We start from the raw sequence: 24082 nt of genomic DNA, 5'->3' as shown, positions 1-24082 counted from the left end.
TTTCTATAGCTCCTTCTCAAATCGTGCGTAGGCTGCGCGAAGATCTGCTTCGCGGTCTAGTGGCGCGAATGGATACTCAAAAGTGTATGTCACGCCTGACTGAGGATGTGTCCATTTCCGCTGTTCTTCGCTTAATTCCTCTCCGGGCTTCAGTTTTCCTTCGAGTTTTGCGATGTCCTTCGGAACCTTTCGCCCATTCGCGTCATACAGGTCTTCCTGGTCATACCGCCGCATCACAGGGAACTGAGTGCGGTAAATCATGCATAGTTCATCAGCCGTTACGCCAAGGGAAAGCGCGACAATTGCATCAATTTCATTTTGCGCATGCCATCGTTCTTTGGCATTCCGCAGCGGAGTATCCGTGGTCCACTGCTCACCAGTGATTTCTTCCCACAGTGGGGCATATGCAGACGTCAGACAGTTAAGGCGTAGATACCGCTGATTTAGCTTCCCCTGGAGGAAATCTGTCCTAAGTGGTGTGAGTTCGATGATTGCCGGCCATAAGTGTGAGCCAATTGCGCGAAGTTCGAAATCGGATAGGAAAGATGAGAGGAACGCTCCGACCGTTGCGAGATTGTTCCAAGGCACATTCGCGTCGAGCAAACCCGTAGAGATGACTCCATTAACATGTTGCGTGCCGGGAGGAATAAGGGATGGGTACATCGTTCGGAACCCTGTAAGTGCAGCCATCTGACGCCAGGCAACTCGGAACTGCTTGGAAACCAGCACCGGTCGATTTTCTGATTTCCAAGAGCCATAGTCGGCATCGTAGGTCGGTTTTTCGTCGCGGTTCGGAGCATAGGCCGTTGCCGGAATGAAGTCCTCTGGAATAGCCTCGAGATCGATTTCCGACCAGTCCTGGTTATGCTTCATTGTCGGATTGGGTTGCTTAATCATCGGAGTCGATACGCCGAGGTGAGGACCTTGAAGGATGACATCGTTCCATGACTCTGGGATCTGCCAAGAAGAATCAAAATATCCCTTCTTCTTGTCAATCGATTCATCCCATCCTCGAGAGAATTGCAGTCCAAGTTTTTTCACTCGTGGTGCAGCAGAGAGTTTTTTCAACACGGCAGCTGCATCAGTGTTGACTGTGTAGACAGTTCTCGAATTGATAATTGGCGACTCAGGTTCTTCGAGAATAGAGTGCCAAAGCTTCAGAGTGTCCATGTCTACCGTAATGATGCGATCGCGGTGTGGGCGAAGGTCCCAGTTGCCGTTGTCATCCTTTAGACCAGGTAGCGGACCGGTGCCATCGTGGCGAAGGGAATCGAGAACTGTCTTTGGATGATATAGCGAAGCAGCACTAATAAAACATGGTTCTTCCGCTTTAGTGCCATAGATATGAATCCCGTACTTAACTAGATCATGGACGTCAAAAAGGACGAGTTCATTGATAAATTGCCAATGCCTCCGGAGACGTCGATAAGCACCTGCACGCAGCGGTGCAGCTTTCTTCTCGGTGAAATGCGACTCCGGGTGAATCAGCGAAACAATACCGCCATGAGCTGCGTTAGCCCAGGTTCGTTCCATGAATCCTCGGTAGAGATCTGGCTGCTGACCAACTAAATGCGGAAAGCGAGTAGCGTCGCCAAGCACAGCAGAGGTCACGACAGAGTCCGACAATCCTCGTGCAAGGGTCGCCAGAACGCGTTCATCGTTTGCTAGCTGCTTTCGGCGAGCCTTTTTATCCGTCTGCGTTGGCTTATGAGCAAGGCTAAACCATGGGTCGTGTTCAGAATATAGAGCATCGACATCGGTGCGCGGACGAACCCAAGGCGGGTTACCGACCTGGAAACCGAAGCCTCCCTCAGCCATCACCGCAGCGAAATCAAGATCCCAATGGAAAAACGCCTGATCAGCTGACACTTGTCGAGCGGTTTTCAGCCAAGGATGCGCCTCAATCAACTTGGAATAGGGGAGTGCACTGAACTCCAGCTGCTCCACAGAATTGAGCTCATCCCACTTCAGGTCATAACCGATTGAGTACTGGCCCGTTTTGGCCGTCGATTCCGTAGAAATACCAAGAGCATCGACGAGTGTTGACAGCCATTCGTCCTTCGATGGAAGAAGACTGACCTCAGTCAGTGGCCAGAACCACAGTGCATTCCACGCATCCATCACTAAGCGCAGACGCTGATAGGCACCGTCCATGTTGCCGAAGAGCTCGTGTTCTATCTGCTCTCGAGTGACGGATTGACCGGATTCAGCAACTTCTTGTCCCCACACCGAAACGGTTCGGCTTACCTGGGATTCTGCGATACGCAGGCGTACTAGTGCCAGTTGCCACAGTCTTTCCACCCGTTCACTTAGTTTCTTCAACTGCTTGATCTCAGGTGCTGCGAAGGCTCTTTGAATGGACTTGCGCCAATTCTTCATGGAAGCAACTTCTTCGGGTGCGACCTCTTTGAGATCCTTCGAATCTGCCGCTGCACCCCAACCAGTTGATGGCACAAGGAAGTGGTGCACCCGACCAGCGACAGACGGATCTGGCTGGCCACTTTCAATTGCGCAAGAAATAGATTCCACTGAATGGTGTCTTGGAGTTTGTTTTAAGTAATCCCGTTTTTTCAGTGATGCTGAAGGAAAAGTCGAACGCTGGGCTCCAATCAGGGAGTTACCGTGACGCAGGTGAAGTCCGAACCATGGTGCCTTTAGCTCGGCAGACATTGTGTCGAGCCACAACGATATTTCAGCGAGCTCGACAGCAGTTTTATTCAGGTCCACTCCGTAAACCTGGTGGAGTGCGATAGAGGCCTTAACTTTCTGCAATTCTTCTGTAAGACGCTCAGGTTCAATCTTTTGACCGAGCTCTTCTTGCTTTTTGTTCAGGTAGAGCTCCGCTAACTGATTCACTGCTTCCACGGCGAAGGCGCCGGAGCCCATCGCCGGCTCACAAATACTGAGCGTGAGGATATCGTCAGCGGTATCGATGCGATGGGCAGCTTTGAGTTCCTCGATAGCTTGGCCAACCACAAATTCGGTAATCACCGGTGGCGAGTAGAAAGACGCGGAGCGCTCACGATCTCGGGATGACTGCCGGAAAACGAAGTCGCCTGGCGCATAGCGTCGGTTTCGAGTTGTGCCATCCTCGAGCTTTTCCTGAACGAATGAATCTGCTGGCAGGTTTTCTCCGAGCTCAGGTGTTACTAGCCACGTACCTTTGGAAGAATCTCCCTTTGGGGCGACCTCAAACATTTCTTCTTGAGCAATTGAGCCAGTAAAGGACATTAGTCCCTCGTAGACCTGCCCCAGCTGGGTAACCCCTAGGGTTGCGTAGGAGACATAGCCGCGTTCTTTCCCCGCGGCTTCACGAGTTAACAGAAGGTTTTGCAGTACGCGGTGAAGTGCAGCATTAGACAGCTTTGAACGAGAGATGTACGCGATAGCGCTAGGCACAAATAAATCAGCTGACAGATTGCGGAAGGTCAGGCCTTCTTCTGCGTGAGCATCATGCAATGGGTTTTCTTGGTCATTCGGATCGTGACCGGTATTGACCAAGTTAAACAGCAGATTCAGACTGTCATAAAGGTATGTGCCATTTGCCGCACGATCGGTGGGGGGCTCGACCAAGATCTGGTCTCGTAGATTAGCGAGCCCATAGCCCTCGTCATAGTCAGGCACACCTGTAGGCAGGATATTGAGTTCAGGGGACGCCTCGGCGAAGAGCAAAAAGAGAATGCGGTAAAGGTAGCGTAGAGCCTGCTTGGACAACTCATTTCCGTCGACATCATCGACGTCGAAGCCTTGATGGCGGTAACGGTCAAGGACATCGTTGCCGATAATCTCAATCGACTCTTTAATCGCTTCGCGCAAGTCTTCGGAGACTTTCACCGCATGTTCGCGGGATTCTTCAATCGTCTTCTGCCACCATGTTGTTCCGTCAGCAGCGCGCTCAATGTGTTCGCGGGCCAAGGAAGCGACCACCAGACTTAACTCGCCGCGAGCCTTCGTATCATTGCGCTCTGCAGCCAGGGCCACATCGATTGCTAGGAATCGGCCGAGAGGCCACGATTCCCGCTCGGCTAAGACAACCATGTTGCCTGCGATTAGAACGACAAAAGTCGGAGGGTGTTCAGATAGAAATACCTCAGTGATGATTCTTGAGACCGGTACGTCCCAAGGTTTTTCATTCTTAGTAGCTGCCTCGAGCGGTTTAGTGGTGGGAAGATCTTCTACGTCGGCAAGACAATCGGTACGTAAATAAAGCGTCGTTCCTGCTGCATCGCGTGCGGCAGACAGTTTGATGGCGTCCCCGGAGTAGTCGATGGAAACTTCTGTCGGCGGGGGATAGCCGAACGTCTTCTCAATTTGTTCGACGGCATTGATGACACTGATTTTCACATCGGCATCAATGGTCGACAGCGCAGTCTGCAGCTGGTTGCGATTAGAGGTCATTCGCCCCCACGGTGAGACCGCGGCGCCGCTTGACTTATCGTCAGCTTTCCACTGTTTAATTGCGGCATCGGCTCGCTTACTGAATGACTCACCCTTTTTGTCGTCAGTAGTGAGGTAGTAGTCGCTAATCCACTCGTCGACGTTGATGATGGAATCAAAACTTGCCATGGGAAGCTCCTACTTCTCTGTAGAGGGGATAATGACGGCGAGCGGACGAATCAGCGTTCGCTCAGGAACAGATGCGGTCAGTAGTTCTCGCTCCTGGTTAACGAACCGCTGAGACCTGATAAGACTCATAGTGCCGGGACGGTCCTCAGCATCAGCTTCCCAATTGGTGGCCAATTCGGACCAAGCATTCGTACGATTATTAGCGTCTTCGGTCGCAGCTTGCTTTGAAATATCCGTGAGAGACCGTGCTTCGCGGAGACCTTCGCGAATCAGTACTTCAGCGTCCGCAGGCACGGTCAACGTACCGGTAGAAATCGCATCACCCGCAAGCCCCGTGGACCTCAACCAACCAATCGGATCCGAGATAGTGCGACAAACAGCACGGGGCATTCCCTCAGGTGCATCCAGACCGAATGGGCCAGGCTGCGCGACAATGAAAGCACGCGTGATTACTTGGCCACGTGAGTTGGTGAGAGTCGACATGAAAAGAATCGACAGCTCATCGATTGAGCCAGAAAATGCGGGTATTTGAGAACGCTCCATGGAACTCAACGCACGGTCGACAGCCCAATTCGTTACTGGGTGCAGAGGGCTGAGGAAGTGCGCTTTTGGCCAGGACTTCTCAGACTTCCCCTCACGAGCCATTCGCAGCTGAGAGATACCCCGGTGCAGCGAAGTAGCGAGCATGAGGCGATCCTTGACCCTCCGATACGAGACGTAGTCTTGGGGGAGGTAATCGAAACGGCGCTGTAAATCTCTTGGTGGTGTGAGCTCGAGAATATCGCCTTCTTGAATTGTTAAGTCTACGCCTCCGGCAGTGGAACGTTGCTCCGGAACTTCGTTGAAGGCCTCAGTGAGAGCATCGACGAGATAATCCTTCTCCGATTGGTACAAGCTGAACGAACCAGGTCGCGATGTTGACTGTTGAGCTTCAGAAGAAGTATCAGCGGTGGATCCCGATGGGCTTGCCAACAAACTGGCTAGGAGAACTTCAATATCCTCTTCGTCGTCAACCAATTTTTCAGTCGATGAGGTGGGCGCTGAAGCAGCGTGCTTACCAGAACCAGGAGTAGAGTTGTCGGCCGTGGCCGCAGCAGCGGAACCGAGTATCTGCTGTGCCGTTTTGACAGTGGAGTCAAAGTCGCGAGCGCCGCGGAGGACATCTCGAATTTCGTCTTCTTCACGTTTGGCGGAATGTTGCCCCATCAAAGAAGAAGCGTCACCCAGCAACTGGTTTGCCTCATATTCGCGTTCAATCAGTTTAGTGAGAACGTGGATTTCCCCGACGGCGTCAGCATCAGAAGGGTCGAGAAGTAGAGCTGCAATACGCGGGTTGTTCTCCTGCCCGTATCGGTCAATGCGGCCATTGCGCTGCTGAATTCTGATGAGAGACCAGGGAATATCGTAATGAACGAGATCGTGGCACTGCGCATGTAAATTAACTCCTTCAGATGCCACATCGCCGGTAATGAGGACTCTTAGCTTCGTATCCGTACGTTTGAATTCGTCGATAAGCTCCATCTGCTCGATGTCAGACATTTGGCCGTGCATTGTCTTGACCGCGGCAGGGGAGAGCTTTAGATCCCGAATCAGGTTTTCCTGCAACCAGCCCAACGTCGAAACGCGCTCGGAAAAGATGACTACCCGGTTCTTGGAGCGCTTGCTGATCCCCACCGTTTCAATCAGATAATTGACTAAGGAGGCATATTTGTTCGAAGCCTCTGGGGTGACCTTGTAGTTGAGCTCAAGGAGTCGCTGTAAAGCCAGCTGCTCTTGATTGTTGGTCGTGCCATGCTGAGTTTCAATCGTGCGTAAACGATTCTTAATAGACGCTTCGAGTGCAGCTGGTGACGACAAGAATGCCTTCACCAGAGTCCATGCAAAAAGATGAGAACGCGAAGTATCAACCGAATCAGTGGCGGAGATCCATGTATCCCGAAGCTCGTTGGCTACTGCGTTTTCCTCAGCTGAGGCTTCGACCGGAATGTTAAGAGGCTCCTCGCGGGGAGCCCACTTAGCACCGACGACGGACTTTACCTCAGGCGAGTTTCGGTGACGGCGGATAATGAGTTTCTTCGCCAACCCCATATCGATGGAACCATCAGGCCGTACTGCGAGTGGGTCTAGCAGTTTGAGGATTTCCTTGAAAGACTCCGGATTGCCATTGTGCGGAGTTGCCGATGCCAGGATGAGCGCCTCGGTGCGCGGTGCGAGCGTCCGCGCGAGGTCATTGTTCTGGGTGCCCGAGTTAGTGGCATTGTGAATCTCGTCGATGACGACGATGTCCCAATTCACCTTTTCCAACTGCGCCTTATACTTCGCAGACTTCAGAGTGTCCATAGAGACAATGACACGAGGAAAGTAAGAGAAAGGGTTCTTGGAAGCGGGTAGCTTCTGGCGAACCTTTTGAATGCCGTGGGAATCGAGGCGAACGAGCGGAATCGCAAAACGAGTCCATATCTCCTGTTGGAATTGTTCAAGGACATGCTTAGGGGTAACAACCAGAATGCGTTCACCGCGGCCACGGCGAATGAGCTCGGCAACAATCATGCCGATTTCAAGAGTCTTGCCCAAACCTACGGCGTCGGCAAGCAAAATGCGCGGACGAATGTGTTCAGGGCTGAGCGCTTTACGGACGGCGTTGAGCTGATAGTCAAGAGGATCGGCCAACATTCGTGTGGAGACCTCAAGATTGTTCTGATACAGCGGCACAGGTGTCTGGCGGATTGTGGACTCAAGCCAGAGGCGGGAACGACGGAAGTGCGGGGAATTATCTGGCTCGATGGTGACTTTTGCTGGATCGAAAACTTCGAGGTCGCGATCGAGGGCTGTGTAAAAGGTTGCCGCGGTATCGCGCACATAGTCTGAAATGCCACGAGCTTTAACTTTGAAGCCGTCACTCGACTTGGTGACGTGGGTAACTAGCCAATACTCGTCACGAACTTTAATGGTGACGCCAGGAGAAAGCTGATCGAAAGCATCAGGAGTGTTCCCGCGTGACGGGGCTTCGGAAGTTGCGGCCATGGAGCCCAATCTACCGTTACAAAGCTTTAGGAATCGAAAGGGACACCTGTATGGGCGGGGCACTAGGTGGCTATAGTTTTCTTATGACTTCAGATAATACTCCGACCATCGATCAGTTCCGCCCCGCAGTATTACGAGTATTAGCCGACGGGCGAGAGCGTCGAATTAGTGAACTAGGCGACGAAGTAGTCAGATACATGGGGCTTTCTCCTGATGTCTTAGCGGAGACAGTTCCGTCCGGGCAGCCACGCTATAGAAATCGAATTGCATGGGCTTGTTCCTCATTTGCTCAGGCTGGTTTGGTGCTTCGTCCTAAGCGCGGGCGATACGTGATTTCGGACGATGGACGCGAAGTTGATTCAAGAAACCTTGCGGAGTACTCCGAAAAGGACATGCTGGAGTGGTCTAAGTGGCGGCAATATCAGGATGAGATTCGGGAGCGTAAGAGCTCTGGCCATGCAGCATCTGATTTGCCGGCATCCTCGGGTGAGCGTAGCGGAGGAACTTTAGCTGCATGGGGTGAGGCTTCGAGTAGTCCGGCAAAGTCGCCATTAGAGATGGTGGAAGATGCGCAAGCTGATTGGAACGCGAAGGTTTCAACTGATTTGCGGCAGCGCCTGCAGGACTCGACTCCGGAGTTCTTTGAACGTGCAGTTATTGAACTGCTGTGGGCGATGGGATACGGCGGTGTCCACGGCCAGAAGCAGCATCTGGGACGGTCGAATGATGGCGGCGTCGATGGAGTAATTCGTGAAGATGCCCTGGGCCTTGGGAAGGTCTATGTACAGGCCAAACGCTATGCTGACTCGAATTCTGTTGCGAATTGGGAGATTAGGAACTTTATTGGCGCTCTAGATTCCCGAGGTGCGAATAAGGGCGTATTCATCACGACTTCTCGTTTTACTTCTGGCGCTGTAGAAGCCGCAGCGAACTATAGGCATGGAACAATCGTTCTGATTGATGGCGTGAAACTATCCGCGCTCATGCTCGACTATGGCGTCGCGGTCCAAAAAGCACACGAGATTACTCTTTATGAACTGGATGAAGATTTTTTCGAAGAGGATCAGTAGGGCATCTCACAGCCGGGTGTGACCTGTCGGCAGGAGGGCCACACAGCTCATGCTGACTGAAGAGCGGCATGAGGAGATCTACTTGAGCAGCACGAATGATGAACAGTCCGAGCGAGATTTGTTGGCTAATACCGTCTACTCGCTGTTTATTCCGCTACGAGAAGGCGAGACCGATATCGAGCCCGATATCCGGCCAGTGCGCTCGGAGCGGTTTGGAGTCGATGTCCTGCCAGGACACCCGGCACTTTCCAACATTGAAGATGTCATGAGTGACGTATGGCAGTCATCGCTAGCCAAGAAGACCGGTGACTTTCGTCGAATCCACTGGGCCGGGCAGTTGGCGGTGGCTATGGAGGACGAAGATCGATATGACTACATCTTCTACGACGTGGGACCGTCGTTAGGCCCTTTCAATCGCACCGTGCTTTTGGTCTGCGACGCCTTCGTCACTCCTACGTCAACCGACCTGTTTAGCTTCCACGTCTTTGGAAACCTCGCCAAGTGGTTCAACGACTGGGTCACTGAATACAGCGAAATTTCTGAGGGGAACCTTGCCCAGTGGAGGAACTACTCGCCAGATATCTCGAAGAAAACTCGAAAGCTTCGGTTGCTCGGGCATGACGGACGTGGGCTTCAGTACCTTGGCTACACAACGCTGGAATACGTGAAGCGGCGCTCGAACGGTAAAGAACAGCTTGTCGGAGCCTTTGAACGATTCCGCGGCAAGTTTGACGACGAAGCAAAGCGGATCGGCGATAGTCTCGGGCATTCGTGTGACCATTACCTGATTGGGCATGTGCCGCACATGTACTCCGTGCCGACGGCTGCCCAGGACAGTCATTCACCAATTGCAGACCTGCAAGCAACCGATGGCGTGCGGGGAACTCAGCTGAACCAGCGCACTGGCTATGCAGAGAAAATTGATGAAGTCGCTGCGCTGGTTTTGGAGCGGTTGGAGAGCTAAGAAAATCAACACCGCGGAGCTCAGCTAGCTGAATGGCTAGCGATTGAGGCAAATATCTCATCGTCGAAACCAAATGACTTCTTCACAGGCACAATAGAGATATGGACTTCTGCATGCAGCCGCTGAATAGTTTTGAGGACTTGGTAGAGGTATTTGGTGCCGAGAGAGTTCGGCGTTGCCTTTCAATGGCGTTAGATGTTGCGCTCACCGGTCGAGGTATTGGCACCTATCTGGCTGAGGTCGACGGGGAAAGCGTTGAGTACGACGGGATGATGCTTCCTGGTGTCACCTCCTGTACGTGTGACAACTTCACGGTTAGACACTTTTGTGATCATGTCGCTGCTGTCGCCGTCATCGTATTTGGGCGCGGAAGCATGCCAGACGAAGCCGAGTTGGACTCTGAACTCGACAGTTTATCCCCGGTGGAAATCATCAACTCGCTTCCGGTGCAAGATTTGCGTGAGATTCTCTTATCTCAACTGGGAGCGACAATTCCCCTGGACATTGCGTTGCGATTGCGCGAGCAGACGGAGCAATCTTTGGCAGTTCCATACGGTTCTGATGACACTGAACGATTTGCTCCGGTCAGAAGCGCAGCAGAAATTTTCGATCAATTCGCCGGAGATTCCGATGCCTTAATTGCTGATGTTGAGAACTTCATTAATGTGGTCACACCATTCCTACAGGCAGGATACGGTCCACGGTTAGTGCAGCCTGTGATGGAAGCAGCCTCTAAAATTCAGAAACTAATCCAGAAAATTGGTCCTTCTGAACGGCTGTACTCAACTTGGGACTCAGTGGTCGACATAGTCAAGACTTGCTCTGTCCCGGCGGACGAACAGCTAGTCGGTTGGGTGGAAGAAACACTCGGAAATGAAAAGGCAGGCCAAGAGTTCCTAACCCTAGATAAGATTTTTAGCTTGCTCAGCGATAACCAGCTTAGAGAACTCGTTGATTGGCTATGTGAACAAAATGACGCTCGGATAGAGACTTGGGAACGCACAATCTCGATTTCCGAAAAATTGAGTCTTGACGATGTTTACAGCTATCAGATGTTGCACGTTCCTCGCGCGGCGTGGAACTTGGCGGCCGATAGAGTGTTGCATAAGAGTCCTACCACTGAGCGGGTTATGTATATCCGCAGTTTCTTTGAGCAAGGATTATTTGCCTTTGGTAGGAGTAGTGAAGCAACCTATGCAGCAAAGCCTGCACTCAAATGGCTAATGGAATCGAGCTTGCCGGAAGCAAACGGGCTGTATAACGACATGGTCTTAGCACTTTTTGACCCGCGTCACCCATGGGAGTCATTGGAGGCAGCGGCAGCAGTTGGGCCGATGACAGCAACCGACGAAGAAAAGTACCTGGCGCAAGCAGAAGAGATTTTAAGTGCAGAGCAGTTTCGCCTGTTCCAAGTGATATTGAAAACCTTTAGGTTAGAAGCCAAGCGTGATTCTGTGTTGATTAGTCGTGGCGATGCAGCAATGCTTGACTACGATCAGTCGTGGCTTACGTTTGAAAAATTGCGACACAGCTTTCCACTGACAGCAATCAATCTCGGATTGGGATCGATTGAATGCGAATACCGCCTATTCCCGTCCTATCATCACCAGGCAATTGTTGATCGTCTTTTAGAGGTCGAAGCAGAAGCAAGACTTGTTGGAAGGATTGAGATATTCGATGAGTTTCTCAATGAATTTGCGGCTATGACGTGCAGTGACGAGAGGATGGCATCTGCGCTCCAGGATGCGGGTTTGATACCAAGAACTGACGAGGGCGCAGATTAGAGTTTTAACTAACCTTTTGGAATTGTGGTTTGAGAAAACTACGAGGCACTGGTGATTCGTGTTTTGAGGGAATCGAAACCAGCAGTAAGTACGGCTAGTTGGGAAGAATCTCGCTTTCAAAGCTCGGTCTTACGATAGTTTGACTGCAGCCCGCAACAACGCATTCGGTGATGGCGCAGCTTCCACCTCTGCAGGCGCATCCTCCAGCGCAATTGGCTTTGACACAACGGTGTCCCAATCAATCTGGGAATCAGCAAGGAGATTCACAGCCTGCTCCAGATGCCGTGGCTCGTAGTTGTGGACGCCAGTGATGGTGCGCCAGCCACGGACGAGCCACTCGGGATCGAGGGCATAGCTCGGGGAAGTAGCAACACTTCCGGCCAGCACCGCTCGGCCACCTATGTCGAGGCTGCCGATGCAGGTAGTGACTCCGAATTCGCTACCGGACAATTCGAGGGTGATATCGAAAGGCTCTGGTTCGGAATCGGCACCAGCAGCCGACGGGTCGGGCACAACCGCACCCAACTGTCGTGCCCATTCAAGCCGTGTCTGATTGCGGTCAATGGCCACAACCTCAGCGGCGCCATCCCGAACAGCTGCCTCAACTGCGATAAGGCCAAGCATGCCGATGCCCATAACCAGGACTCGTTTACCTGCAAGGGGTCCAGCCTGTTCCATACAAGCCATCACTGTGGCGCCGGCGCAGGTGGCGATGGAGGCCGCTTCATCGGTAAGCGAGTCGGGGACTACTACCACCGGCTGATGGTTGCGCAGCACAATGTGGGAAGCATAGGTACCCGAAAGAGGCCAGTCGCTATCGAAAGCCTCGTGACCAGTCTTTTTCAAATTCCGGCACTTGGCGGTCATGCCGCGTTCACAGCGGTCGCACTCCATGCATGGCGCGGTGACAGAGAACACCACACGCTGGCCAGCCTGCAAATCTGGGTTGCGGGTGGCACGGACAATGCCGACTCCCTCGTGGCCGAGAACGCTAGGGCAAGGCGCGCTGCGGCGACCGAACACGGTGTGACGGTCGGAGCCACAGATGGTGGCGGTGGTGATTTCCACCAGGGTTTCGCCTTCCTGCAGTTCAGGAATAGGAACCTCCTGCATGCGAAAGTCGCCACCGCCGTGCCAGACAAGCGCCTGGGCCATTTCCACCGGTGCAGTAGAAGTGGAAGAGGTTGGGGGAGTCGGAGTCGTCATTACCGTTATGTGCTTACTTGTGCAGATTTACAGTCCAGGTCCTACTCTCCAACAAGGTCCAGCAGGTTCGCGGAAGAATCCAGCACGTGATCAGCGCTGAGGGATTCGAACTGTTCGCGAGTCAGGTGGCCGGTGAGCACACCGACGCTGGTGACGCCAGCTTTCTGTGCGGAACGAACATCGGCCTCGGTGTCACCGGAGCTGATGACAGCCGACTTGTCGGTCACACCGAGCTTCTCCATGACAGTCAGAATCTGGTCGGGCTCGGGGCGGCCGTGCTCGACTTCGTCACCGGCGACAACGGTGTCGATAATCCCGTTGTCCCACCCCATGGAGGAGACAATGATATCGACGATTTCGCGCGCAAAGCCCGTCGTCAAGCCGACTTTGATGCCCTTGTCGTGCAGTACCTTCAGCATGTCTTCGACGCCTGGTAGCGGGGTCGGCGGGTTTTCCTTGTATGTGCGAGCAAGCTCGGCGCGGAAGAACTCCCAAGCGTGGTTGTGAACCTCTGGCGTCGGCTCGATTCCACCTTCACGGAGCAGATTGCCGATTGCCCAGAACTTTTCGGTGCCCATGTAGCGCTGGAAAGCCTCGTCGGCGTAGCGGGCACCTTCGCGTTCGGTGGCTTCGCGGAGGACGCGGTAGACCTCGTCACGGTCGTCGATGGTGGTGCCAGCCATGTCGAAGATAGCGAGCTGGTAGGTCATGGAGTTTTCCTTTTCGGTAGAAGGGGACGGGGACTGGGGAGGGGATTAGCGGACGGCGGCACGCAGCCACATGGACAGCGCCTCGACGACGAGGACGACAGCGACCATAAGGATGAGGATGTAGGTGACGACGTCGAACTGGTTGACTCGAGAGGCATTGAGCAGCTGGAAGCCAATGCCGCCTGCACCGACGACACCGAGTAGCGTGGCCGAGCGGATGTTGGTGTCCAGCAGGTAGAGGCAGTGGGCAATGAAAGACGGGATTGCCTGGCGGACGGTGGCAGCGAAGAAGATCTGCGACTCGGTTGCGCCAGTAGTGCGCAGGGCTTCCTGCACGTCAGTGTCGGTTTCTTCCAGCGAGTCAGCGACCAACTTGGACAGCAGACCAACGGCACCGAGAGCCAGTGCGAGCGTACCGGCGACCGGGCCCAGGCCGGAGATGACCACGAAGATGATGGCCAGAATCAGCTCCGGGATACCGCGGATGACCACGATGAGCACGCGGAAGAAGCCGTGTACCCACTTGTTGGCGACCACGTTGGAGGCAGCCATGATGCCAATCGGGATGGCGAGGATAGCGCCGAGGAAGGTGGCGGCGAAGGCGATCTGCAGGGTATCGAGAAGCAGCTGGAAGATCTCGCCGGCAATACCGCCGGAGGACGGCGGCAGGAACAGAGCCATGGTCTCTGGCAGGTTGGCCAGGCCGGTGAAGAAGTTGGAGGCGGAGATTTCTGTCTCGGCAAATGCAGCGATGGTGATGACCACAAGTGCGATGGTGGTCAGCACGCGGGAGACTCGAGCAGCAGTCCACGGCGGGTTAATCGACGGCTTACCGTCGGTGGCACCCTGCTTAGCAGCCTTGCGCTTGTCCTCGATCTTCGTGCCCCACATGCGGTCGACCCAGGTGCCGGACAGCAGGGAAGAGTCGGACTTGCGCATAATGATTGCACGCAGCGAACCGGAGAGTAGCTCCATGACGATACACAGCAGCAGAACTACAAGCGCCAGAGCCATGCCCTCGCGGTAGTTGAGGGTGCGCAGCGAATCGGCAATTGCCATACCGATACCGCCCACACCGACATAGCCCAGGAGCACGGAGGTGCGCAGGTTGATGTCGAAACGGTGCAGCGCAGTGGCAATGAGCTGCGGGGTTAGCGCCTGCGGGATAGCCGAGACAATCTGCTGCGTGCGGCTACCACCGACCGACTCGATTGCTTCGCGGGGGCCGTCGTCAAGCTCTTCAATCGCGTCGGCGTAGAGCTTTGCGACCATGCCGACAGAGTGGATGCCCATAGCGAGGATGCCACCGATGGCACCGATGCCGAACATGCGGATAAACACGATGGCCAGCACCAGATCGGGAATCGCGCGAGCAAGCACGATGAGCGCGCGGGAAATCCAGCGGGCGGTCGGCGAGAACGTAGTGGTGCGCGCGGCGAGGACAGCCAGCGGCACAGAGAGAATCACCGACAGCGCAGTGGCGAGGAAGACGATAGCTAGGGTCTCGCCGATGAGGCTGAGCAGCTCGGCCATCGGCGGGAATTCCAGCGGGAACATGCGCGCGACAAAGTTGGCGGCATTGTCCGCAGACTCGCTGATGGTGACCAGGTTGATGCCAATCGAATTAACCGACCACGCGCCGATAGCTGCGAGCAGAATCAACACGGCAGTCGCGGCAATGGAGTTGTAATTGCGGGGCTTATTCTCAGGAGCCGACGTACGCGGCTGGGAAACAGCAGGAGCGGTCATTGGTTTTTACGCCTCCGCCTTGAGCGATGCGCTGGTGGTTGCATCCTCAGTGGCCTCGGATACCGACTGGTAAATGGTGGCGGCGGTCTCTGCAGTCATACCCCTGGTCTCGCGGTCAAACTTCACACGACCTGCCTGCAGACCAATGATGCGGTCCGCAAAATCCACCGCCAGCTGCACCTGGTGCAGAGAGGAAATCACGGTGAGGTTATCCTCGCGAGAAATCTGCTCCAGCAGCTCAATGACCTGGTTAGACGACACCGGGTCAAGGGCGGCGACGGGCTCGTCGGCAAGCAAGATCTTCGGGTGCTGCATGAGCGCACGCGCAATGGCGGCGCGCTGCTGCTGACCGCCCGAGAGCGTATCGGCGCGCTGATGAGCACGGTCAGCGAGGCCCACGCGGTCCAGCACCTCAAGAGCCTCCTGCTTAACCCGCTTCGGGTACGAGAGCAGGGAAATACGTGGCCCCTTCAGATCGCCCAGCGCTCCAGTGCAGACATTCTCCAGCACCGACATCCGGTCAACCAGGTTAAAGCTCTGGAAAATCACGCCGATGTCCTTGCGCAACTCACGCAGCTCGCGCTTCTTCAGCGCGTTCAGATTCTGGCCCAACACACGCACCGTGCCTGACGACGGAGTATGCAGCGCATTGATATGGCGGAGCAGAGTTGTCTTACCCGAGCCCGACAGTCCCAGGAGGACGGTGATCTCGCCGGTGCGGATACCGAGCTTGACGTTGTCAAGGCCGAGTGTGGAGCCGAAGTTCTTGGTGACGTTGTGGAATTGCACTGCGAACTGCTGATCGATGGCGCGCTGCAGTTCGGGTGTCATCTTCTCAGCGTTAGAAGGCATGGTGAAATCCTTATGATTTAGGTCGTTGGCCGGGATGTGGGTGTGCGGTTGCAAAAGGCTTGGTGTGGAGCGAGCGCGTGGGCAGTCTTTGCAGTGCTGCGTTTAAGAGACAGCGTTGCAGGCATCAGCTTTGGTGGTTTCGCAGATTTCTCGGATGGAGTTGAAATCAGCATCTGTGACCGGGAGGTAACCCCATTCGATTTCTTCTGGCAGCGTGCAGTCCTCTTCGCTGGAGCAGATTCCTTCCTTTACCAGTGCCGGCTTGTTTGCCTTATCGGATAATGCGGTCTTGATCTTGGCCAGATCCTCAGCAGAGATAGTCTCAGTGTTAAGCGCGATCGGGTCTTCGGTAATCGGTTCAGATTCCCAAATGGACTTCAACGCACCCGGCTTAATCTGGCTCGACTTCTCAAGGGTTTTCAGCATCGCGTCATGCGCGAAGGCCACGTCGCAGCCGCCGTCGTTAAGCGTGAGCAGCGATGCATCGTGACCACCAGCCATGACTGGCTCGAGGTCGGCATCCGGCTTCAGCCCTTCATCCATAAGCCCCTTGGTCGGGACCAAGTAGCCGGAAGTGGATGCTGGGTCGACGAAGCAGACCTTCTTGCCCTTGAGGTCCTTTAGCGATTCGATGTCGGAACCTTCCTTGACATAAGCAAGCGAGGTGTACGCCGGTGCCTTACTCTCATCATTGGTAGGGGAGGCAACAGCTTCGATTGGTACGCCGGAGTCATGGGCGATGACGTAGGAGAATGGACCGTAGGAAGCGATATCAATCTTCCCTGCGCGCTGGCCTTCGACAACGGCGGCGTAGTCAGAGGCATTCTGGAACTCGACCTCTTTGCCAGTTTCCTTCGCAATCAGCTTGACCAAATTGTCGTAGTCGGACTGGAGAGACTGGGAGGACTCGGCCGGAACAGCGGCGAAAGTGATGGTGTCATCGGCTGCTTCGTTGGAGCTGCTGCCACATGCCGCGAGGAATGGGGTAGTCAGGGTAACGAGAGCGAGGGACTGTGCAATCTTGCGGGTGGTGCGGGAGTTGTTGAACATGGCAGAACTTTCTGTGTGAGGCCTTGCGGGCGCGGGGTGTGGGGTGTGGGAACAAGGTTCTGGAATGATTGTCGAGCCAACTACGCAACCTGTCTAGTCGAGTTAGGGAAATTCATGTACAGGTCACTTTGAGTTCAGCTTGGCGGGCTGTTGGTCACCTTCTAGGGCTTTAGAAGTCGGCTAGCTCGGTTGGCTTGGTGCCTTGCAGAGCCAAGTCAGCAATGCCGAAGGACAAAGTCATTCCGATACCAGATGCGACGACGGCGACTGTGGTCTGAGAGTCTGGCTGTTCAAGAATAAGGTTGGTCTTGGTTGAGTCTGAGTAGCGACCCTGCCAACGCTGGATGACCTTCGGCTCCTTAATGCCGAAGTACTTGCAAGCGGTATCCAGCAGGAGATTCGAAGTCTTCTCTTGCAGGAATGGGTCGGGGGAGAGGTCGTAGGCGTGCGAGTCACCGATGAAGAGGCCCTCTTCGATGCCGGTAGACATCACATTTGCCACGCAATTGACCAGCTCTGGAGAGCTGTCTCGCAGCTCCTGTTTGAGTGCTGCAGCGCTTGGCAGGCCGGCGAAGCCGTCATAGCGCGCAAGTGAGGTGCCAGTGAATAGTGCGATGTCTTTCGGGATTCTGGTTGGGCGCTCAATGAGTGCCATTTGCAGGGTGCAGACGCGCACTTCATGTTCGTCGGCAAGCTCCGGGAATAGGTTGGTGAGCCAGAAGTTTGGGCAGCAGATTATGCGTTCTGCCTGGTAGCGCTTGCGATTGGTGTCAACGCGGCCGCCTGCGACAGTCTTAACTTCGTGGCGCCAATTGAAGATGACGCCCTGGCTTTCAAGCCAGGCGGCCAGGCGTGGGGCGGCTTCGCGAGGATTGACGCGCATGTCGAGGGGGAGGTGTGCGCCGCCGAGGCACTTGAGGTCTGGGTTGCCAATGGCGTTGGCGATCTCGGAGTGGCTCATCAGCTTGACTTGGTCGGAGCCGCGGTGGTTGGCGAACTCTTCAAGGAGTTGCATTTCGGTTTCGGTGACGGCCGGGATGTAGGTGCCGGAGGTGGCGGCCCACAGTCCGGTTTTTTGGGCGGCTTCGGTCCAGCCGGAGCGGGCGTTCATGGCGACATCTTGTACGGCGTCGGCCTGGCCGGTAAAGCAGGCGTGGCCGAAGTTCATAATGGATGATCCGACCGGGCGCTCGGCGCGGTCGATGACTCGAACGGATAGTCCTTGTTGGTGTGCTCGGAATGCGGTGGCGAGGCCTAGAATGCCAGCGCCGACGATGATCAAATCGGTGTGTGCATCTGTTTGCATGGCTTTATCTTGCGACATGGTTGCGAACCTGTCTATACAGGCAGGGGCTATTTCATTGAGAGTTTGCCAAGATGTCGTTTAGTTAACTGTTTGTACGAGTAAAGTTCCGTTTGGGTCGACTAAAACGGATCAAAATCGTGTTTAAACTTGGTTATTAGTTTTTCTACTTGTGTCCTAGTTGGTCAGAATCTCAACCAACTAGTGCTGCACATGGCTAGATTCGAACGGGCTGAAAGTGAACTAGCTCGATTGGGCGATAAGGACATGAAAGGATGCTGCGACCGTGGCACGCAAGCAACAGCATCAAGAAATTGCCTCGTACCTGCGTAAGGCAATTCGAGATGGTTCGATGCCGCCGGGTTCTGCTATTCCCTCAGAGGCGGAGCTGGGTCGGCAGTTTGGCGTGGCTCGTGGCACCATTCGGCAAGCTATTTCCACGCTGCGCTCCGAAGGCCTGGTTTCCTCCGGGCAGGGTCGACGGACTCGTGTGCTCGATACAGTGCCGACCTTCTCTTTCGACGAGGTCATTTCCTTTACCCAGTGGTGTCAAAAGACTGGTGCAGAGCCGGGGCAGCAGACGCAGTGGGTAACGCGTCAGCCAGCGGGGTCAGAGTTAGCTGCGCATCTGGAAATCTCGGACACGGATCAGATTGTCTCCGTACTCAGGCTGCGGCTTATGGATGGAGAGCCAGCTATGGTCGAAAGGCTGAATTACCCTCTGGACGTCGGCAAGCACATACTGACCTTTGATACTGATTCGGGTTCTATCTACCGGCACCTGTTGGATAGCGGTGTGGACATTGCGTATGCGACGCGCACGATTGACGCAGTTTCGGCCAATGAAGAAGATGCTGCACTGCTGAAGATTCAGGTCGGCGCGCCATTGCTGCGTGTCCGGCGCCGTGCCTTCACGCTGGATGGAGTGCCGATTGAGGCCTCTGATGACCGCTACCTGGCAAGTAAGGCCAATTTCTCGGTGACGACGGCGCGGGGCAATGCGTCACCGATCTCGCTGCAGGCTGGGGAGGGCGTGCGGTAGGGGGTATGGTACTCGTCGGTGCAAATATCCCGGTACTAAAACCCGCGAGAGAATTCAGAGATAAGGTTTGGTACGGCGGCGTCGAAACCGACGACATCAAGCATCCCGGCATCGTCAGGATTAGCGATGCTGAATTTGGTGGCAGTCATACCAGCAACAACCAACTTGGCGTCGATTCCAGATTCCTTGCGGTAACGCTGCAGTGCCTGGTGAGGGTGCATCTTGCCGGCCCAAGTCTCGTTGTCGGTATAGATAACGAAGGTGTCTACTTCCAGAGAATTCTCCAGTGCATAAAGCATTGGCAATGAGCAGTCTGTTCCGCCGAAGGGAAGCCCATCAATATAATCTAGGACATCGTCAAGCCTTTGACGTGGGGAGATGTCGAGAGGGGTGACGACATCTCGCAGGAACCCCTTAGTGAGGCTGTTTGTGGTAAAGCCTAAAACCATTGACTCGGATTCGGTGGCAAGTGTCACAAGGGAAAGCGCTGCAGACGCGTCGCGAGCCGTTAGCGGTGTATCGCCCAGCGGCCAATGCATAGATGCCGAGACATCAAGGCTAAGTAGGGTTCGCTTATTGGCTGGTTTAACTGCGCCGAAGGATAAATAGAACGCTTCATCCAGCGCATCAGATATGCGGGCTGTTGGCTCCCACTCCGTCATTCCGTGGAAGGACCGTCCCTTAGCGTAGGTGCGTTGAGCGGCCAGAACAGACACAGGGTGAATGCGAGCGTTGCGTAAGCGCTCCGCATTGGTAATTTGCGAAACGACATCGCTTGTCCGTCCACCTAAACCAGGAAGCAGCCCTAAGCGAGTAAGCCTCGGTAGCTGGCGAATCACTGCTGTCTGAGGAACGCCTGTCTCAAGCAAGGCGTCCCACACCTCGGGTTCGCCAAGGGCGGCATCTGGCAGCATTTCCCAGCTGAGCCCATAACCACGTATCAGGGCAGCCCACTGGCTGGAAGTTGTCGCGTGGCTTGCTTTAGTAAAACCCTCGATTATTGTGGGGATATTCTCGGATGAAGTGTCACCAGCGGAATCGCTTATTGAGGCAGAACCGGAGCCACGCACGATCCAGTCAAACGTTGCGCGGAGGCTCTCGTCGCTTGTCGAAGGGTGCGCTAAGCGTAGAAGATCACGGTGCGACCAACCACCACGATTGCGGTACTTGACCACTTGGTAGGCAAGATCATCAGAGTTCTTTGTGGAATACCAATTTCCAACTGCGCGGCGCAAGCCACGACCCCAGCCTCGGAACTTCTCTACGTAGGAGACGAACTGCAGTAGTGCCGATCCTGTGCGTGCGACACGTGGCAATGCAGCTAGCGCTGCCTGGGAAGACTGGGGAACCGATGCAGCAAAGGCTAGTGCAAAGAGCGCAGGCTGCTGCTTTGGGGCCGCGCCGCTGACGGATACATCGACAATCGTGTCGACCAAGGTTACTGGATCGTTGACCGCCATACGCTGGAGGATTTGAACATTGTCGAACGCAAGGTGTCTTGCATTTGCGTAAAACGTGCCACCTTCGACACCAAGAATGAGAAAACGACGCAGACGAGCTTTGTCATCTAGCTCGAAGGTAAAGCCCCCGGCAGAGTTCTGCACTTGCTTCTCGCTAGCTCTTACCTGTTGGGGAGTGTTTTCGAAACTAAAGTTGTGCAGAGAGTCCACGATGCCGTCTCCCCGTTTCCGCAATTGCATCTAAAAGAATGGGGTGTGAAACGGGCGTGTAAATACCGTCCGAAAACGCCCGACCAATCAGGGTCAGGCTAATCATTATAGTTTGATAACCGAACGACTCCGGCCCGCTTCACATATTCTATTTTGTAGGAGGATTGCGCATAAAGTCAATTCGGTTTGGTGTCGAAAGTGTTCGTATTTTCGAATTCAGTTGTGGTTTTCTGACGCGGAAGGGTTAACAGACTCATCAGCAGTTTCCGAAAGCACTGCCAACCGTTCATCCATGTGGTCGACTAATTGCTCGAGGTACCAATTTGAACGGTTCGTCGGATCAGCCAGCGATTCTCGGAGCTGTTCCACCCAGTCCAGGATGATTTTCATGCCTTGGGGGCCGAGTGCGGGAGCGTATGCCACCGGATCAAGCTTATAATCCCAGGCCTCTGCTAGACCGTCATAATTTATAAACCACTGAGCTAGTTCTGTGGGCGGCACCTTTGCAGCTGCGACAACTCTCGGGTGGATATCCAGAATTAGGTCTGCGCAGGCACCACCTATCTCGCAGCCGTCCCAGTCGTCCGCTAATTTGGCAATTTCGAGTGCGTCTTCCACTGCTTTGTTCGTGACATGAAGAATTTCTTCAAAATCAGGCCATGGTGCGGGGTCTTCGTTACGTTCCCTAGAGTCGACGGCATGATTGAGGGCGGATTCAATGTGCTCAACAGCCTTAGAGATTATTTCGCCCTGACTTATCTGGTCGTACTCCAGATGCCCATCTTTCGGTGGGGAGATTAGTTGATGAACCACCTCAGCAAACTGGTCGGCTCTGAGCAGTCGTGGCAAATTAAAAGGTGGCGGGGATGTTTCGTTGGGCATGTTTCTTTTTCCTGTGGAATTTTCTATGGGTAGCTCAAGATGAGAAATATGGGCCAAACGCACCGTCGTTAAGCGAAATGTTCAGAGCGGTGATGTTTGCGCCATCTAGCGAGGCGTAGGCCCGTTAATATCGCGTTCTTAATTCAACATCGCGCGGCACTCTTCCTCGGAATGGCCAGAGTTCAGGCAATCAGCCCAGTCGATTTGGCCTTGAACCCACGGGGATGGCTCGTTGTTCTGAGGCTCCGGGGCGGTGTTCGTGGAAGGGCCGTCATAGAAATTGTTGGCGCAATACTGTGTCCAGCCGGAGGTGCCGTCGGTAAACCAGGTGGTGCCTTGTTCGTAGAGTCCCTGCGAGGATTTCGCACAATGTGAAATTGTTTTGTTTATAGCTGTCGGCTCACCAGTGGGGGCGCCGGTGTAACCAGCGGCCCCGGGGCTTTCCGTTGTCCGGGTCGGGGGTGTCGACGGGTTAGGGGTCTTGGTAGTGGATTGTGTCGTCGATTCTGTGCTGCTTTCTGGGTTGGTGACGGTTTTTTGTAACGGTAGTCGGCTCCGGTGCTTTTTCCGGTTCTCCGTTGGAGCACGCCGAAAGGCACAGTGCTGGAATAGTCAGTGCGAGGGCGAATATGTGTCGTTTGCGCATGTGAACTATCTTAATGTACGGGCAGGTGAAAGGTGCTTTCGCTGTTTTCTGCAATCGGTGACTCGGTTTCCTTGCTGGAGGTATCGAGCACCCGCATCGCTCGCTGCCCAAAGTAATGATGGAACAGGTGTTTAATCTCACCGGCGATTTAGTTATCGGTAGCAATCCTGTGGTATTGCAACGAACGCGTGGCTTGTTTTGACCTGTGGTCGGTATCACTTTAAAAGCCTGCAGAGCTGGAGGCGGATAGTATTATAGTTATATTTAGTTCACATTTTATTAACCCTATTTAGGGGCTTTAATCGGCTGTCTTTCAGGGTACGATAGCTATTCATAGCCTGTTTTTGCTCTTGCCCATGCCGTAGTTCTTATTGGAACCGTTTTACTATTCACTGCTCTATGCAAGGAGTAATCATGGGCACTCATCGGGCATTTTCGAAGCTGGCACGGTCGGTCACAGCACTGGTAGCCGCAGCTGGTGTCGCTATGGCAGCGGCTCCTATCGCGGCTGCCGCACCGGCTTCGGCAACTGGTAATGATCAGGTCCTGTCCTGGACCGAAATGGGCGAGTGGGGGCCAAAGGCGAATGATTTCCCCACCGTCATGGTCAATCAGGGGATGACGGAAAACATCAGTCCAGAGGGCACGAATGTGCAGTGTGTTCCTGCTCCTGGTGAGAATCCGGTGGTCATGATCCACGGGATGAACTCGAACTCATACCAGACCTATGCCCGCATGGCTCCGGAGTTAAAGGCAATGGGTAAGTGTCTGTACGCATTTAACGTCGGCAAGCTTGGCCCTGACGAGTTTTCAGTACTGGGCTCTATTCCAACTATGCGCAACATGACCCCGCTGGACACTGCCTTGGCGGAGTTGACTGAGAAGATTGACACGCTCAAGGCCGAAACTGGTGCGACCGCGGTCGACATTGTTGGCCACTCTGCAGGCGGTGCTTTGGCTGCTGCGTACGCCAAGCAGGAGCAGGGCCGGGGTATCGGCACGGTAGTGTCCCTGGCGGGCGTCCTGCACGGCACATCGCTGCTCGGTATCTCCTATGGTTTGGAGCAGCTCGACCAGTTCGACAATGCTGGCAATAAGGCTGCGGGGTACATTGTCAGCCCGAGCCTGGTGGATCTGCTGCAGCATAGCGAGTTCATGGCCGAGATGAATGAGGGCGGCTTGGAGCAGCCGGGTGTCAACTATGTTGCAATCTCTACCCAGGTTGACGAAGCCGTCACTCCAATGGCTGCAAGCCAGTGGCAGGCATCAACGTCCAACAATATCCTCCTGCAGGACGGTTGCTCGGCGGACCTGTCGGGCCACATTGGTCTGACTTTCTCGCCGCGGGCAATTGCGCTGGTAGCCAATGCACTGGGGCGCAATGTTGAGGTTCCGTGCGTGCCAGTAACCGCTGTTGTTGAAGGCGGCATCAATGACAATGCTGGTGTGCGTTCAGAAAACGTCAATGCCGTTTCGGACGGCATCACGGAAATGGACGGACGTATTGCGGAAGCTGCAGGGGCACGGTAGCGATAGCCGCAACCGTGACAGTAACCGGCAGTAG

General features: G+C 54.5%; 15 protein-coding genes. 5 read left to right on the top strand and 10 right to left on the bottom strand.

Annotated features, from left to right (window positions below; genetic code table 11):
• Positions 1-3 precede the first annotated feature (3 nt).
• Positions 4-4566 carry an Eco57I restriction-modification methylase domain-containing protein gene (locus CORAM0001_RS08040; RefSeq protein ID WP_005511321.1) on the bottom strand — a complete coding sequence of 1521 codons (4563 nt, stop codon included), beginning with the start codon at positions 4564-4566 and terminating at the stop codon, positions 4-6.
• A gap of 9 nt (positions 4567-4575) precedes the next feature.
• Positions 4576-7590 carry a DEAD/DEAH box helicase gene (locus tag CORAM0001_RS08035; protein WP_005511295.1) on the bottom strand — a complete coding sequence of 1005 codons (3015 nt, stop codon included), beginning with the start codon at positions 7588-7590 and terminating at the stop codon, positions 4576-4578.
• 83 nt (positions 7591-7673) lie between these two features.
• On the opposite strand from CORAM0001_RS08035, the gene CORAM0001_RS08030 reads away from it, so the two are divergent.
• From CORAM0001_RS08030 to CORAM0001_RS08020, 3 genes are all read left to right on the top strand, one after another.
• Positions 7674-8660 (top strand): restriction endonuclease, encoded by a 987-nt coding sequence (locus tag CORAM0001_RS08030; protein WP_040361655.1) that lies wholly within the window; start codon positions 7674-7676, stop codon positions 8658-8660.
• Positions 8661-8742: 82 nt separating this feature from the next.
• The gene (locus CORAM0001_RS08025) at positions 8743-9624 is read left to right on the top strand and encodes a ParA family protein (protein ID WP_244262033.1); all 882 of its coding nucleotides are present in this window, start codon (positions 8743-8745) and stop codon (positions 9622-9624) included.
• Between the two features lie 113 nt (positions 9625-9737).
• Positions 9738-11408 (top strand): hypothetical protein, encoded by a 1671-nt coding sequence (locus CORAM0001_RS08020; RefSeq protein WP_157752542.1) that lies wholly within the window; start codon positions 9738-9740, stop codon positions 11406-11408.
• 129 nt (positions 11409-11537) lie between these two features.
• Here CORAM0001_RS08020 and CORAM0001_RS08015 read toward each other — a convergent pair whose 3' ends face one another.
• The 6 genes from CORAM0001_RS08015 to CORAM0001_RS07990 form a co-directional block, all read right to left on the bottom strand.
• Positions 11538-12614 (bottom strand): zinc-binding dehydrogenase, encoded by a 1077-nt coding sequence (locus CORAM0001_RS08015; RefSeq protein ID WP_005511276.1) that lies wholly within the window; start codon positions 12612-12614, stop codon positions 11538-11540.
• A 41-nt stretch (positions 12615-12655) separates the two neighbouring features.
• On the bottom strand, positions 12656-13324 hold the full coding sequence (locus CORAM0001_RS08010) for an HAD hydrolase-like protein (RefSeq protein WP_005511264.1): 669 nt from the start codon (positions 13322-13324) through the stop codon (positions 12656-12658).
• Positions 13325-13369: 45 nt separating this feature from the next.
• Entirely contained in the window at positions 13370-15073 is a 1704-nt protein-coding gene (gene phnE / locus CORAM0001_RS08005; protein WP_005511287.1) for a phosphonate ABC transporter, permease protein PhnE, read from the bottom strand.
• 6 nt (positions 15074-15079) lie between these two features.
• Positions 15080-15925 carry a phosphonate ABC transporter ATP-binding protein gene (gene phnC / locus CORAM0001_RS08000; protein ID WP_005511271.1) on the bottom strand — a complete coding sequence of 282 codons (846 nt, stop codon included), beginning with the start codon at positions 15923-15925 and terminating at the stop codon, positions 15080-15082.
• A gap of 102 nt (positions 15926-16027) precedes the next feature.
• Positions 16028-16975, bottom strand: coding sequence for a phosphate/phosphite/phosphonate ABC transporter substrate-binding protein (locus tag CORAM0001_RS07995; protein WP_005511291.1), 948 nt, complete (start codon positions 16973-16975; stop codon positions 16028-16030).
• A gap of 169 nt (positions 16976-17144) precedes the next feature.
• Positions 17145-18299 carry a TIGR03364 family FAD-dependent oxidoreductase gene (locus tag CORAM0001_RS07990; protein ID WP_005511312.1) on the bottom strand — a complete coding sequence of 385 codons (1155 nt, stop codon included), beginning with the start codon at positions 18297-18299 and terminating at the stop codon, positions 17145-17147.
• Positions 18300-18564: 265 nt separating this feature from the next.
• On the opposite strand from CORAM0001_RS07990, the gene CORAM0001_RS07985 reads away from it, so the two are divergent.
• On the top strand, positions 18565-19320 hold the full coding sequence (locus CORAM0001_RS07985) for a GntR family transcriptional regulator (RefSeq protein WP_005511318.1): 756 nt from the start codon (positions 18565-18567) through the stop codon (positions 19318-19320).
• Positions 19321-19355: 35 nt separating this feature from the next.
• On the opposite strand, the gene CORAM0001_RS07980 is transcribed toward CORAM0001_RS07985, so the two are convergent.
• Positions 19356-20990, bottom strand: coding sequence for a TROVE domain-containing protein (locus CORAM0001_RS07980; protein ID WP_005511235.1), 1635 nt, complete (start codon positions 20988-20990; stop codon positions 19356-19358).
• Between the two features lie 216 nt (positions 20991-21206).
• Positions 21207-21872, bottom strand: coding sequence for a hypothetical protein (locus CORAM0001_RS07975; protein WP_005511309.1), 666 nt, complete (start codon positions 21870-21872; stop codon positions 21207-21209).
• Positions 21873-22932: 1060 nt separating this feature from the next.
• Here CORAM0001_RS07975 and CORAM0001_RS07970 point away from each other — a divergent pair.
• A complete protein-coding gene (locus CORAM0001_RS07970) occupies positions 22933-24048 on the top strand; it encodes a lipase family alpha/beta hydrolase (protein WP_005511314.1) in 1116 nt (371 codons plus the stop codon).
• The last annotated feature ends 34 nt before the right edge of the window (positions 24049-24082 follow it).

The organism is Corynebacterium amycolatum SK46, from assembly GCF_000173655.1.
GTDB lineage: Bacteria > Actinomycetota > Actinomycetes > Mycobacteriales > Mycobacteriaceae > Corynebacterium > Corynebacterium amycolatum_A.
The sequence above is the reverse complement of the archived record's forward strand: the minus strand, read 5'-3'. Positions and strand labels throughout refer to the sequence as shown.